14 protein-coding genes are annotated in these 13,531 nt (G+C 71.6%); 6 read left to right on the forward strand and 8 right to left on the reverse strand.

The features are described from left to right. Positions 1 to 249: 249 nt before the first annotated feature. From EDF51_RS11475 to EDF51_RS11485, 3 genes are all read left to right on the forward strand, one after another. Positions 250 to 1,773, forward strand: coding sequence for an MFS transporter (locus EDF51_RS11475; RefSeq protein ID WP_132100038.1), 1,524 nt, complete (start codon positions 250 to 252; stop codon positions 1,771 to 1,773). A gap of 224 nt (positions 1,774 to 1,997) precedes the next feature. After that, complete coding sequence (locus tag EDF51_RS11480) at positions 1,998 to 2,507, forward strand: flavin reductase family protein (RefSeq protein ID WP_111084301.1); 510 nt, start codon at positions 1,998 to 2,000, stop codon at positions 2,505 to 2,507. Between the two features lie 44 nt (positions 2,508 to 2,551). Beyond that, positions 2,552 to 3,166, forward strand: coding sequence for a superoxide dismutase (locus EDF51_RS11485; RefSeq protein WP_134194967.1), 615 nt, complete (start codon positions 2,552 to 2,554; stop codon positions 3,164 to 3,166). Positions 3,167 to 3,250: 84 nt separating this feature from the next. Here EDF51_RS11485 and EDF51_RS11490 read toward each other — a convergent pair whose 3' ends face one another. Then, the gene (locus EDF51_RS11490; protein ID WP_132100039.1) at positions 3,251 to 3,826 is read right to left on the reverse strand and encodes a hypothetical protein; all 576 of its coding nucleotides are present in this window, start codon (positions 3,824 to 3,826) and stop codon (positions 3,251 to 3,253) included. A gap of 154 nt (positions 3,827 to 3,980) precedes the next feature. Between EDF51_RS11490 and EDF51_RS11495 the strand changes: the two genes are divergently transcribed. Continuing rightward, positions 3,981 to 4,952, forward strand: a complete 972-nt coding sequence (locus tag EDF51_RS11495; RefSeq protein WP_165901360.1) for a PfkB family carbohydrate kinase — start codon at positions 3,981 to 3,983, stop codon at positions 4,950 to 4,952. A 63-nt stretch (positions 4,953 to 5,015) separates the two neighbouring features. On the opposite strand, the gene EDF51_RS11500 is transcribed toward EDF51_RS11495, so the two are convergent. From EDF51_RS11500 to upp, 5 genes are all read right to left on the reverse strand, one after another. Continuing rightward, positions 5,016 to 6,473 (reverse strand): serine hydrolase domain-containing protein, encoded by a 1,458-nt coding sequence (locus EDF51_RS11500; protein WP_132100041.1) that lies wholly within the window; start codon positions 6,471 to 6,473, stop codon positions 5,016 to 5,018. Beyond that, the gene (locus tag EDF51_RS11505; RefSeq protein ID WP_134194969.1) at positions 6,470 to 7,819 is read right to left on the reverse strand and encodes a deoxyribodipyrimidine photo-lyase; all 1,350 of its coding nucleotides are present in this window, start codon (positions 7,817 to 7,819) and stop codon (positions 6,470 to 6,472) included. The genes EDF51_RS11500 and EDF51_RS11505 overlap by 4 nt, the downstream gene beginning before the upstream one ends. Then, a complete protein-coding gene (locus EDF51_RS11510) occupies positions 7,816 to 8,328 on the reverse strand; it encodes a MarR family winged helix-turn-helix transcriptional regulator (RefSeq protein ID WP_123338832.1) in 513 nt (170 codons plus the stop codon). The genes EDF51_RS11505 and EDF51_RS11510 overlap by 4 nt, the downstream gene beginning before the upstream one ends. A gap of 278 nt (positions 8,329 to 8,606) precedes the next feature. Then, positions 8,607 to 9,377 carry a winged helix-turn-helix domain-containing protein gene (locus tag EDF51_RS11515; protein ID WP_123292081.1) on the reverse strand — a complete coding sequence of 257 codons (771 nt, stop codon included), beginning with the start codon at positions 9,375 to 9,377 and terminating at the stop codon, positions 8,607 to 8,609. Between the two features lie 497 nt (positions 9,378 to 9,874). Further along, the gene (gene upp, locus EDF51_RS11520) at positions 9,875 to 10,510 is read right to left on the reverse strand and encodes a uracil phosphoribosyltransferase (protein WP_111084293.1); all 636 of its coding nucleotides are present in this window, start codon (positions 10,508 to 10,510) and stop codon (positions 9,875 to 9,877) included. A 76-nt stretch (positions 10,511 to 10,586) separates the two neighbouring features. Between upp and EDF51_RS11525 the strand changes: the two genes are divergently transcribed. Next, positions 10,587 to 11,021, forward strand: coding sequence for a nucleoside deaminase (locus EDF51_RS11525; protein WP_123938773.1), 435 nt, complete (start codon positions 10,587 to 10,589; stop codon positions 11,019 to 11,021). On the opposite strand, the gene EDF51_RS11530 is transcribed toward EDF51_RS11525, so the two are convergent. Further along, positions 11,002 to 11,958 (reverse strand): cation diffusion facilitator family transporter, encoded by a 957-nt coding sequence (locus EDF51_RS11530; RefSeq protein WP_123292082.1) that lies wholly within the window; start codon positions 11,956 to 11,958, stop codon positions 11,002 to 11,004. The two genes, EDF51_RS11525 and EDF51_RS11530, sit on opposite strands and share 20 nt — an antisense overlap. A gap of 64 nt (positions 11,959 to 12,022) precedes the next feature. On the opposite strand from EDF51_RS11530, the gene proC reads away from it, so the two are divergent. Then, positions 12,023 to 12,853, forward strand: coding sequence for a pyrroline-5-carboxylate reductase (gene proC, locus EDF51_RS11535; RefSeq protein ID WP_123292083.1), 831 nt, complete (start codon positions 12,023 to 12,025; stop codon positions 12,851 to 12,853). Between the two features lie 12 nt (positions 12,854 to 12,865). Here proC and EDF51_RS11540 read toward each other — a convergent pair whose 3' ends face one another. Further along, the gene (locus EDF51_RS11540; protein WP_111084290.1) at positions 12,866 to 13,531 is read right to left on the reverse strand and encodes a TrkA family potassium uptake protein; all 666 of its coding nucleotides are present in this window, start codon (positions 13,529 to 13,531) and stop codon (positions 12,866 to 12,868) included.

Consider the following 13,531-nt stretch of genomic DNA (forward strand, 5'->3'; position numbering starts at 1 on the left):
CACCGGACGCAGGTCGTGCCGTCGCCCCAGCCTCCCGCCCTGGGCGGGACCAGCCGTCGGACGGGAGGCCCGTGGCGCGCCCGCCACGGGCCTCCCGTCCGCTTGATGGTTGCATTTGCAACCATCACCGTCCAGACGGTACACTGACGGAGTCCTGACGGGGCGCGTGTCCATCCCGCGTCCCGTCTCGTCTGCCCCACGCACCGCCCGCCGTCGACCAGGTCCGGCTCGAAGTCCCAGGAGTCCGCCGTGTCCGCACTGCTCACCAGCCCCATCGCCACCCGCGTCACCGGCAGCCGCGCCCGACGGTTCCTCGCGCTCGCCGTGCTGATGCTGCCGGTCCTGCTCATCTCGGTGGACAACACCGTGCTGAGCTTCGCGCTGCCGTCGATCAGTCGTGCGCTCAACCCGGACGCCACCACGCAGCTCTGGATCGTCGACGCGTACCCGCTCGTCCTGGCCGGGCTGCTCGTCGTGATGGGCAGCATCGGTGACCGCATCGGCCGCCGTCGGATCCTGGTGATCGGGGCCACCGGCTTCGCGCTGTTCTCCGTCGCCGCGGCCTTCGCGACCGACGCCTGGATGCTCGTCGCCGCACGGATCGCGATGGGGGTGTTCGGGGCGATGCTCATGCCCGCGACGCTCTCGATCATCCGCAACGTCTTCGTCGACGCGGGGGAGCGGCGGATGGCGCTGGCCGTCTGGTCGACCATGTTCGCGGCCGGCAACGCCCTCGGTCCGCTCGTCGGTGGCACGCTGCTCGCGCACTTCCACTGGGGCAGCGTCTTCCTGGTCGCGGTGCCGATCCTCGTGCTCATGCTCGTCGGCGTCCCGTTCTGCGTGCCGGAGTCGCGCGACCCGATGCCCGGGCCGGTCGACGTGCCGAGCATGTTCCTGTCCCTCGGTGCGCTGGCGCCGATCGCCTGGGCGATCAAGTCGTTCGTGCACCCGGAGGAGCGCGGGTTCGCCGTCGCGATGCTCGCCGTCGGCGTCGTGTGCGGTATCGCGTTCGTCCGCCGACAGCTGCGGTCCCGTACGCCGATGCTCGACCTGCGCCTGTTCCGCAGCACGGCGTTCACCGGCAGCGTGCTCATGAACCTGATGGCGATGTTCTCGCTGACCGGCTTCCTGTTCTTCATCGCGCAGCACCTGCAGCTCGTGGCGGGGCTCGACCCGTTCGCCTCCGGCGTCGTGCTGATCCCCGGATCGGTGCTCACGATCGTCGCCGGCCTCGCGGTGGTGCCGGTCGTCGCACGGGTCGCACCGCGCTGGGTCGTGTCGGTGTCCCTGCTGTTCTCGGCCGCGGCGTACGCCCTCGTGGCGGTCCTCGGACACCACGCGTCGATCGCGGCACTGGCGTTCGCGTTCGTGCTGCTCGGCATCGGGATCGGCGCGTCCGAGACCGTCACGAACGACCTCATCATCTCGACCGCTCCGGCGGACAAGGCCGGTGCGGCGTCCGCGATGTCCGAGACGGCGTACGAGATCGGTGCGGTCCTCGGCACGGCCGTCCTCGGCACGATCCTGGCGAGCACCTACCGGGCGCACGTCGTGGTGCCGGGCGGCCTGAGCTCGACGGCGCACACCGCTGCCCAGGAGACGCTCGGCGGTGCGGTGTCCGCCGCGTCGTCCCTCGGCGGCGGCGCCGGCCAGGCGCTCCTCGAGTCGGCGCGGGCGGCGTTCGACTCCGGCGTGACGATCACGGCCGGCGTCGCCGCGGTGCTCATGGTGATCGCTGCCGCGGGTGCCGTCGTCATGCTCAAGCGTCGCTGACGCGCGCCGCTTCGTGAGCCGCTGACGCGCGCCGCTTCGTGAGCGGAAATGGTCGGGTTGCGCCACGCGACCCGACCATTTCTGCTCACGAAGTCATCGCCACGGCGCGCCCGGGAGCCGTCGAACCTGTGAATCGTTGACCTCAACCATGGTTCAGGTCATACGTTGGGACATGCCCGCCCAGTGACGGCACACCCCCGCGCGAAGGAACGACGACGAACACCATGCCCGACGAAGCCCCGGCGAACATCGCCGAAGCGTACAAGTCCGCGTTCCGCGGGCACCCGGCCGGCGTCGCCGTCATCACCGCCGAGGGGCCGGACGGTCCGACCGGACTCACCGCCTCGAGCGTCGCGAGCGTGGCTGTGGACCCGCCGGTCCTCGTCTTCTCGCTGTCCACGAACTCCGGGTCCGCCGGGGTCGTGCTCGGCGCTCCGGTCTTCGTCGTGCACCTGGTCGACTCGCTCAGCGTGGCGCTCGCCCGGCGGTTCGCCTCGACCGGCAGCCCGACCGCTGACGACCCGATCTGGGGCACCCTGCCCTCGGGTGACCGCTACCTGCCCAGTGCCGCGAGCGCGCTGCGGTGCCGCCCGCTCTCCACGACCCCGATCGGCAGCTCGACCGTCGTCGTCGCCGAGGTCCTCGACATCGTCGTCGGCCTCGAGCACGGCGAGCCGCTGGTCTACCACAACCGGGAATTCCACTCCCTCACCGATCGTTCCCGGCTCTCGTGAGCCGCGGAATCCCATCCGCAACCCACTGATCGAAAGGACCTCACATGGCTGAGTACACCCTGCCGGAGCTGCCGTACGACTACGCCGCACTCGAGCCGCACATCAGCGGCAAGATCATGCAGCTGCACCACGACAAGCACCACCAGGCCTACGTGACCGGAGCGAGCACCGCGCTGCAGCAGCTCGGTGAAGCGCGCGAGTCGGGCAACTTCGGTGCGATCAACAAGCTCGAGAAGGACCTGGCGTTCCACCTCGGTGGCCACGTCAACCACTCGATCTTCTGGACCAACCTCGGCCCGGACACGAAGGTCCCCGAGGGTGAGCTCGCCGCGGCGATCGACGAGTTCTTCGGCTCGTTCGACACCTTCAAGGCGCAGTTCGCCGCCGTCGCGAACGGCATCCAGGGCTCCGGCTGGGCCGTCCTGGCCTGGGACACCGTCGGCCAGAAGCTGACCACGTTCCAGCTGTTCGACCAGCAGGCCAACGTGCCGTTCGGCCTCGTGCCGATCTTCCTGCTCGACATGTGGGAGCACGCCTTCTACCTCGACTACCTCAACGTCAAGGCGGACTACGTGAAGGCCGTCTGGAACATCGTCGACTGGGAGAACGTCGCGGCGCGCTTCGCCAACGCGAAGTCGCAGTCGTTCGTGACGCTCTGATCCACCGATCGCGGGTCGCGTGACGCGACCGACGGACGAACGGGAGGCACGGTGCCAGCTGGCACCGTGCCTCCCGTTCGTGCATCACGCCGCGGTGACTGCCGCGCCGGCGGCGAGCCGGTCGGCGATCGCCCGGAGCGCGGCGTCGGTGTCGGCGCGCTCGCGGTCGACGATCGCGGTCCACTGGGCACCGCGGGCAGTCGTCACGGCGTCGCGTGCGACGCGCTCGGCGGCCTCGGCGTCGTAGCCGTGTGCGAGGCACCACGCGGCGACCGCTGCCACGTGGTCCCGGTGCAGACCGCGTTGCTGGACCCGGCCGTCCATCGCCTCGACGGACCCGAGCTCGAAGGTGAGCCGGGCCGCGAGTGCTCGGTGCGGGTCGTCGAGGCGACCGAAGCTGGTCACCAAGTAGTCAGCGAGGGCGGAGCGGTCTGCAGCGGGATCGAGCGCAGCGTGGCAGACCGTGTCCGCCAGGTGCACGACGACCGAGTCGATGAGGGCGTCGCGGGAGCCGAAGTGGTAGACGATCGGGTACGCACTGGTGCCCAGGATGCGCCCGAGGCTGCGGACCGAGACGTCCTCGAGCTTGGTGTCCAGCAGGTGCAGGGTGACCTTCTCGAGGATCGCCGGCTTGAGCGTCGGGTCGGGCTTCCGGGGCATGGCATCTCCGTCGGATCGTCGGCGGCGGGCACAGGACCCGCCACATGGTGGCATTGCGTATGTTACCGGTCGGGCAGTGCGATTGGCCACCACGACGAGGGTCCGTGCGGTCCCGAAAACGGAGCTTTACTCGGTTCCCCGTACACTGGGGCAGATGTCCATGCCGCAAGAGGCCTCCGTGCCCGTGTCGCAGCCCGAGGGGACCCGTGCCGGACGGGTGGTCGCGGGCCGCCGTCGTGGCGCCGGAAAACGGTTCCTGGTCATCGGCGACGTCCTGGACGGGGTGCTCGTGCAGACGACCGCGCACACCATCGGGGTGCACGACCCCGCCGCCGTGATCCGCCACCGACCGACGGGTGCCGCCGGCAACACCGCCGCCTGGCTCGGCTGGCTCGGTGCCGAGGTGGACCTCGTCGCGCGGGTCGGCGTCGACGACGTCTACCGGCACGAGCGCTCGTTGGAGGACGCCGGTGTCCGCCCGCACCTGCGCTACGACGCGATGACCTCCACCGGGGTCGTGGTGTCCGTGCGCAACGACAGCGGCCGCACGGCGATGTCCGACCCGGCCGCGAGCGGGAAGCTCACGGCTGCCGACGTCCCCGAGGCCGTGGCCCGACGCGCGGACATCGTGCACCTGACCGGGCACGCGATGCTCGGTGGTGGCGCCGACCGCATCGCGTCCCTGGTCGCCCGCGCCCGGACGGGATCTGCCCGGGTGTCGCTCGACCCGTCCTCGGCAGCGATCGTCCGGTCGGTCGGTGCCCCCGCCTTCCTCGAGGCCCTCGTCGGCGTCGACGTCCTCTTCCCCGGCCGGCAGGAGGCCCTCGAACTGACCGGGACGACCGACCTCGACGACGCGGTGCGGCGACTCACCGAGCACGTGCCGCTCGTGGTGGTCACGGTGGGCGCCGACGGCGTGCTGGTGGGGCGACGCGGACGGAGCGTGCACCGCGTCCCCGCGACGCCGGCCACGGTCGTCGACACGGTCGGCGCCGGTGACGCGTTCGCCGCGGGCTTCGTGCGTGCCTGGGCGACCGATCCCGTGCGCGTCGGAGCGGCTGCACGTGAGGGCACCCGCGTCGCGGCCCGAGCACTCGGGTTCGTGGGTGGTCGTCCACCGGTGTGACGGGCAGTCGCCAGACCGGCACCGACACGGACTTGGCCGGCCCGTCGCGTGGGGTCCGGTGTGTCAGTGCTCGGCGGGCTCCGCCACGACGGTGAGGGTCTGGACCCGTCCTGCCGCGCCAGGGGCGAGCCGGATCTCGACGCGCAACCGCCCGCAGGTGCCGGGCAGCCACCACCGCAGGTGCGACGGCGTCGACGACTGCTCCGCGACGGGAGCGGCGGTCAGGTCGGCACCCACCTCGGCCACCGCCGCCGCGATCGCCCGCCGGCGTCGGTCGTAGGGGACGTCCATCGCCACGTTCGGCGTGCAGACCACGTCCGCTCCGTCGTCCTGCCAGTCGGCCAGGAGGCCCGTCACGGCAACCTGCGCGGCTCGCGTCGCCCGGATGGTCGGCTCGGCGCCGGGGCGGCGCACCGGTCCGGTCGTCGTGTCGCCGTGCCCGTCGGACGCCGCCGGACGCGTTGCGTCCAGGAGCAGGTCGTGTGCCTGCTGGGCAGCGGTGGAGACCTTCGCCTGCGTGGCGTTCTCGAACGCGACGACACCGAGACCCGTCTGCGCGGACCAGCGCATGTGTGCCGAGAACCCCGGGTAGCCGCCGGAGTGCGAGACGAGTTCGCCGAACCGGTCGTCCTGTTCGACGAACAGTCCGAAGCCGTAGGCCGTGGCGCGTGACGAGCCGGGGACGACGGACGACGGCACGACCCGCATCGCCTGCTGCATGAGCCGGCGGTCGGCGGGGGAGACCGGGCCGGGTTCCGGAGCATCGGAGGACGCCGACCCGAGGTGCGTGGCCCACCGTGCGAGGTCGCGGACGGTGGAGAACAGTCCGCCGATCGACGAGAACGCACCCGGGCCGGTCATCGGCAGGGGCTCCCAGTCGCCGTCGTGCGGGCGGAACCCGGTGACGACCGGTCCCTGCGCCTCGGCCGCGCTGAACACCGTGTGGTCGAGACCGAGCGGTCGGAGCACGGTGTCATGTGCTGCCTGGGTGAACGGACGGCCGGTGACGACGGCGACGACCCGACCGAGCAGCGCGTAGCCGAGGTTCGAGTACGCGAACCGGGTGCCGGGCACGGAGTCGAACAGCAGACCGCCGCGCAGGACGTCGTCGAGCTCGGCGTCGCTGATCGACTCCTGCCGGTCCGCCCAGGGGTCGTCGGTGGGGAAGCCGGCCGACATGGTCAGCAGCATCCGCACGGTCGGCACGGGGGAGTCCGGTGTGGGCAGGGGCACCGCGCCGAACGCCGGGACGAACGCGGTGATCGGCGCGTCGAGGTCCAGTCGGCCGTCGGACACCAGCGTCAGCAGCGTCGCCGCGGTGACGCTCTTCGTGCACGATGCGATCCGGTAGACGGTGTCGGCGTCCGGCCGCTGCCCGTCGCCGCGGTCGCCGTGGCCCCCGGAAGTGACGAGACCCGTCCGGTCGAACACACCCCACGCACTGCTCGGCGCGACGCCACGGTCGACACGGTCACAGAAGAGCGCGTCGACCTGCGCGACGGCGGTGTCCCACGGGCTCATGACCGACGCATCTCGGCGTACGCGTCGAGCGCGCGCTGCCGGGTCGCCTTGAGGTCGACCATCGGCTCGGGCCGGAGCTCCTCCGACGGCACCCACCGGTGCACGTACTCGCGGTGCGGGTCGAAGCGCTCGAGCTGCCGGTCGGGGTTGAACACCCGGAAGTACGGCGCCGCGTCGAAGCCCGACCCGGCGACCCACTGCCAGTTCGCGGCGTTGTTGGCGGAGTCGGCGTCGACGAGGGTGTCCCAGAACCACTGCTCGCCCACCCGCCAGTCGACGAGCAGGTTCTTGACGAGGAAGCTCGCGGTCGCCAACCGGACACGGTTGTGCATGGCGCCGGAGTGCCACAGCTCGCGCATACCGGCGTCGACGAGGTCGAACCCGGTCGTCCCGGTGCGCCACCGGTCGACCTCGGCATCGGGGGCGTCCCGCCACGGGAACGCGTCGAACTCACGACGCACGTTCACCGTCGTGATGTCCTCGCAGTGGAAGTACTCGTTCCAGTTGAACTCGCGCCAGGCCAGCTGTCGCAGGAAGGCGGAGGCGTTCTGGCGCTGCTCGGGCTCGAGCGCTCCGTGCAGCCGGTGCCACACCTGGTACGGGCTGACCTCGCCCCAGCGCAGGTGCGGGGACAGGTCGCTCGTGGTGGCCATGGCGGGTTCGTCGCGCTGGTCGTAGTCCTCGAGCGCATGGGTGACGAAGTGCTCGAGCCGCTGGTGTGCGCCGTGCTCGCCGGGCTCCCAGGCATCGCGGAGTCCGCCGGCCCAGTCGGGGCGGGTCGGCAGGAGGTCCCACTGGCTCAGGTCGTCGCTCGCGACGCGGGCAGGGGCGGGCAGGTCGCGGGGCTTCGGGAGCGGGTGCCGTGGTTCCGGCATCGCCTGGGCAGCGCGCCAGAACGGGGTGAACACCTTGTACGGCTCGCCCTGTCCGGTGCGGACGGTCCACGGTTCCCAGAGCAGGCTCGCCGCGAAGCTGTGCGCCTCGATGCCGCGGTCGTGCAGGGCGCTCTTGATGCCGGCGTCGACCTCGCGCTCGGCCGGACCGTACCGACGGTTCCAGAACACGGCGTCGGCACCGGTGTCGGCGACGAGGGTGTCGATCACCGCGGCGGCCGCACCCCGTCGCAGCACCAGCCGCGAGTCACGGTCACGCAGTTCGCCGTCCAGCGCGGTGAGCGAGTGGTGGAGCCACCAACGGCTCGCCGCGCCCGCGGGACGGATGCCGGGGGATTCGTCGTCGAGGACGTAGACCACCGTGACGTCGCCGCCGTGGTCGATCGCGGCACGAAGTGCGGGGTTGTCGGCCAGCCGCAGGTCGTCGCGGAGCCAGACCAGTGCGCCGGTCACACCGCTGCCGGGTCCGACTCGGAGACCGACCGCGCGACGGCCCGTCGGCCCGGGGCGGTGCCGACCGCGAGGCGCAGCTTCGTGCAGAGCTCGGTGAGCGTGCGGAGTTCGGCGTCGGACAGTCCGGCGCCGACCTGCTGCGCGATGCTCGCCGCGTGCTGCACGGCCACCTGGCGGTAGACGTCGAACCCGTGCGGGGTGAGGGCCACGATGACGCCGCGGGCATCGGACGGATCCGGCTGCTTCTCGACGATCCCGCGGGCGAGCAGGCGATCGACCAGACGGCTCACGCTCGGCTGGGTGAGGAGCAGGTGGCCGGTGAGGTCACGCATGCGGCAGCGTCGACCGGGCTGCGTCGACAGGTTGAAGCAGACGTCGTACTCGTTGAAGGAGATCTCGCCGCCGGGGAAGTCCGCGTTGAGGCTCCGCATCACGGTGACCTGGGCGCGGAACAGTGATTCCCAGGCAGCGACGGCGGTCGCCTTCTCGCTGCGGCGTGACTCGCTCACGATGGCGCTCCCCTCTGGTCGGACGGTCCGTCCACACTACCGACGGCCCCCGACAGGCGCGGGTTCGACATGCATGCGCTCCGACATGCACGAGGGCCGGCCGCTCTTCCGAGCGACCGGCCCTCTCCCTTGCACCAAGAGTTTCCTGCAATCACATTCCGCAGGCGGTGCCACAGCAAACACCGTCTGCACCACCGACTGTATAACGAAGCGGTAACGGCGCGCTAGCCTCCCCGTGCGTCGTTCGCTGCGAGTTCACCAAGAGCGACCGATCAGGATCAGAAGAGGTCGGGCGACGGCGTCGAGGCGTAGCGCACGGCCACGTCGGCGTGCCGGTCGAACCGGTAGCCCACGCCGCGGACGGTGCGGACGATCTCCTCGAACGCGCCGAGCTTGGAGCGGAGACGACGCACGTGCACGTCGATGGTGCGCTCGTTCGGGGTCTCGTCCTCGCCGTCCGACCACAGGCCGTCGATGATGGCCGAGCGGTCCACCGTCTGGCCCTCGCGCAGCACCAGGAACTGCAGGAGTTCGAACTCCTTGTAGGTCAGGGGTGCTGCGTCGCCGTCGAGCGTGACGCGCTTGCGGGAGATGTCGATGACGACCCCGGTCTCCTCCGGCTCGGGCTTCTCGGCCTGCTTGCGGGCGGCGACCGCGGACCGGTCCTGCAGGGCCAGTCGGACGACGTCGACGTCACGGCCACCGGACTGCTCCGCGGCGACGGCGACGGCCGCGTAGGTCTCCGAGTTCGGCACCAGCTGCGCGGTCAGTGCCTTCAGCTGCTCGACGACGGCTGCGAGCGTCGTGCCGGCCGCTGCCGCCTTCGCCTCGTCGATCCCGACGTAGAGCGCGAAGCCACGGGCCTCGGTGCCCTCGGGCAGGGAGCGGTTGCGCTGCGGTGCGACGACCGGGCTGGTCGGCACGCTCGTCTGTCCGGTCGTGGCCGGTGTCGCGGGACGCGGACGGATCGGGGTGACCGTCCCGAGGTCGGTCGGCGCCGGAGCGGCGGTGCGGAGCGCGGTGCGGGGCTGGGCGATGGTGAGCGACATGGTGGTTCTCCGGGCGATGTGGCCGGTGCGCGTGTGGCGCTGGCGGCGGTGTCGAATGCGTCGACCCGGGTACGGCTGGATGCCGATGTGCCCTGCGGTCCTGCTGCGGACCGGGGCGGACCCGGGGGAACGGGAGACAGACCTCGTGACGTGGTGCGCGTCGCCGACGGTGTCCGTCACCCGGGGATCACACGCTCGCGACCGGGGTGGTGTCGCGGGGGATCCGGCTGGAACGGGTGCCGATCAGGCACACATTCGACAACGCATGACGGCGACCGGCATCATCATGCCGGCAGTCCCCTGGACCTCGGAGAGGACGCGGGTGGACACGGTTGCAGTCATGGGACGAGTATCGGCGGTATACCAAGGTGGTGTCAACCGTCCGAGCAGACGGTGCGTTCCGCGCACCGGTGGCGGTGGACCGGGCTGACGGACGACGGGAGGCCCGTGGCGGTGTCGCCACGGGCCTCCCGTCGATCGTCGGTGACGTCGACTGCCTACTCGGCCAGACCGTAGAGGCGGTCGCCGGCGTCGCCGAGACCGGGGACGATGTACCCGTTCTCGTCGAGCTTCTCGTCGAGGGCACCGAGGACGATCGAGACGTTGCGGTCGCCGACGGCCTCTTCGACCATGGCGAGCCCCTCCGGCGCACCGAGGATGCACACGCAGGTGATCTCCTCGGCACCGCGTGCGAACAGGAAGTCGATGGCAGCGGCGAGGGTCCCGCCGGTGGCCAGCATCGGGTCGAGCACGAAGCACTGACGGCCGGACAGGTCGTCGGGCAGGCGCTCGGCGTAGGTCTGCGGCTCGAGCGTCTCCTCGTTGCGGGCCATGCCGAGGAACCCGACCTCGGCCGTCGGCACGAGCTTGACCATGCCCTCGAGCATGCCGAGGCCGGCACGCAGGATCGGGACGACGAGCGGACGCGGCTTGGCGATCGAGACGCCCATGGTGTGCGCCACGGGGGTGTCGATCGGCGTCGCGGTGACTCGGACGTTCCGCGTGGCCTCGTACGCGAGGAGCGTGACGAGCTCTTCGGTCAGGGCGCGGAACGTGGGGGAGGGTGTGGTCCGGTCGCGGAGCACCGAGAGCTTGTGGGTGATGAGCGGGTGGTCGGCGACGTGGACTCGCATAGGGTCGAGCCTACCGTGCTGCCGACCACCTGGAGGTCCCGTGGAAGCGCCCGCTGCCCGTCCGTTCGTCCCGGCGATGGAGCGCGCGCTCGACGAGGCCCGGGCCTGCCTGGCGACCGGCGACGTGCCCGTGGGCGCGGTGGTGCTCGACCGCGACGGCGTCGTCGTCGCCGTCGGCCGGAACGAGCGCGAGGCGCTGCAGGACCCGACCGCCCACGCCGAGGTGCTCGCGCTCCGCGCGGCCGCCGCGGTCACGGGGGACTGGCACCTCGACGAGCACACGCTCGTCGTGACCCTCGAGCCGTGCCCGATGTGCGCCGGGGCGATCCTGGCCGCGCGTGTGCCGCGCGTCGTGTTCGGCGCCTGGGACCCGAAGGCGGGCGCGACCGGCAGCGTCTACGACATCGCCAGGGACCGTCGGCTGCCGCATCGTTCCGAGGTCGTCGGCGGCGTGCTCGAACGCGAGTGCGCCGCGCTGCTCGACGCGTTCTTCAGTCAGCGGCGAGGATGACGATCGCCTCGGTCGGCGGGCGCGGACCGGTGCGGAGCACGTCGGGCTCGACGTAGATGACCCGGGCGATCGGCACCGCGGAGCGCACCCGCTGCTCGACCGTGTCGATGCCCGCGGCGACGTCCCCCAGGCGGCGGTCGCCGTCGACGGCGACCTTCACGCCGACCATCAGCTCGTCCGGGCCCAGGTACAGGGTCTTGATGTGGATGATCGAGTCGACCTCCGGGCCGTCGAGCACCGCGTGCTTGATCCGCTCGACGTCGGCGGCGGTCGCGCCTTCCCCGACGAGGAGGCTCTTCGTCTCGATGCCCAGGACGACCGCGACGGCGATGAGCAGGGCGGCGATGAAGATCGTGCCGATCGCGTCGAAGACGCCGTTGCCGGTGATCGCGGTCAGCCCGACGCCGAAGAGTGCGAACACCAGGCCGAGCAGTGCCGCGGTGTCCTCGAGCATGACGACGGGCAGCTCCGGGGCCTTGGCGCGGCGGACGAACTGGACCCAGCTGAGCGTGCCCTTCTGCGGCCGGGCCTCCTTCAGCGCGGTGCGGAGCGAGAAGCCCTCGAGCCCGATCGCGATGACGAGCACGACGAGCGGCAGCCACCAGTTCTCGAGCGGGTGCGGGTGGGCGAGCTTCTCGATGCCCTCGTAGAGCGAGAAGACGCCGCCGACGGAGAACAGGATGATCGAGACGACGAAGGCGTAGACGTAGCGCTCGCGGCCGTAGCCGAACGGGTGCTCCTCGTCGGCGGCGCGGCGCGCCCGGCGACCACCGAGCAGCAGGAGGAGCTGGTTCGCGGAGTCGGCCAGGGAGTGCACGCCCTCGGCCAGCATCGACGCGGACCCGCTGATCGCCGCCGCGACGAACTTCACGATCGCGATGCCGACGTTCGCACCGAGTGCGGCGAGGATCGCCTTCGTGCCTCCTGAAGCGCTCACAGCTGTCCCCTTCTCCCGATCTGGAAGACGATCCTAGGCGAGGCCGGTCGGTAGGGTCGGGAGCATGACGATCGACCTGCCCCGTACCGCCCTGCTCGGCGTCGGCTCCATGTCCGGCTCGGTCCTCGACGGCCTGCTCGCCGCCGGACTCGACCCGGCGACCGTGACCCTCACGACGAAGTCCGAGGCGTCGGCGGCCGCCCACCGGGAGCGCGGGCTCGACGCCACCGCGAGCGACACCGACCCCGACGCGAACCGCTCGGCCGTCCGTGGCGCGGCACTCGTCGTCGTCGGTGTGAAGCCGTACGTGATCGCGGACCTGCTCGACGAGGTCGCCGCCGACCTGGAGCCCGGTGCGGTGCTGGTCAGCGTGGCGGTCGGCACCACCACCGCGAGCATGGAGGCGCGGGTGCCGGCCGGGGTCCGCGTCGTCCGAGCGCTGCCGAACACGCCGATCGGCGTCGGCCACGGCGTCACCGGGATCAGCGCCGGGGCATCGGCGGACGCCGAGGCCGTCGCGCTCGCGTCGTCGGTGTTCACGGCGTCAGGACGGGTGCTCGAGGTGCCCGAGGCGCAGCTCGACGCCCTGTCGGCGGTGTCCGGCTCGGGCCCGGCCTACGTCTTCCTGCTCGTCGAGGAGTGGCAGCGTGCCGCGGAGGCGCTGGGCTTCGCCCCCGAGCAGGCGGCCGCGATGGTGCAGGGCACGCTCCGGGGTGCCGTCGAGCTGCTCGACCGGTCGGATCGCGGACCCGCAGACCTGCGGCGTGCCGTCACGAGCCCGAAGGGCACCACCGAGCGGGCCGTCGCGGTGCTGCAGGACGCCGACCTGGCCGACACGTTCCTGCGCGCGTCGCGCGCGGCGATCGCTCGCGCGGAGGAGATCGCGGCGTCGTAGCCGCGGTCGGGACTACTCGTAGGCGGCGAAGCGCTCCAGGTCCGTCTCGGACCCCGAGACGATGATCACGTCGTTCTCGCCGATGATGCTCTCCGGCGTCGCAGGCACGAACGGGCTGCCCGGCGGCTTGATGCCGAGCACCGTCAGGCCGAACCGCGTGCGGATCACCGTGGTCGCGAGGTCCTTGCCGCGCACCGCCCGCGGCGGGAACATCTTCACCACCGCGAAGTCGTCGTCGAACTCGATGAAGTCGAGCATGCGCCCGGACACCAGGTGCGCCGTGCGCTCGCCGGCCTCGCGCTCCGGGTAGACGACGTGGTTCGCGCCGATGCGGGACAGGATCGTGCCGTGCGACCGGCTGATGGCCTTCGCCCAGATCTGTGGGATACCGAGGTCGACCAGGTTCGCGGTGATCAGCACGCTCGACTCCAGGTCGCTGCCCGTGCCGACGACCGCGATCGCGAAGTCCTGCGCACCGATCTGGCGCAGGGCGTCGATGTCCGTCGCATCGGCCTGCACGGCGTGCGTGACCCGGTCCGACCACTTCTGCACCAGGCCCGGGTCGGTGTCGACGACCAGCACCTCGCGGTCCTGCCGTTCGAGCTGACCGGCGGTGGCGGCGCCGAACCGGCCGAGGCCGATGACGAGCACGGGTGCGTCGTGACTGATCGCACCCAT

Source organism: Curtobacterium sp. PhB25, assembly GCF_004365375.1.
GTDB lineage: Bacteria > Actinomycetota > Actinomycetes > Actinomycetales > Microbacteriaceae > Curtobacterium.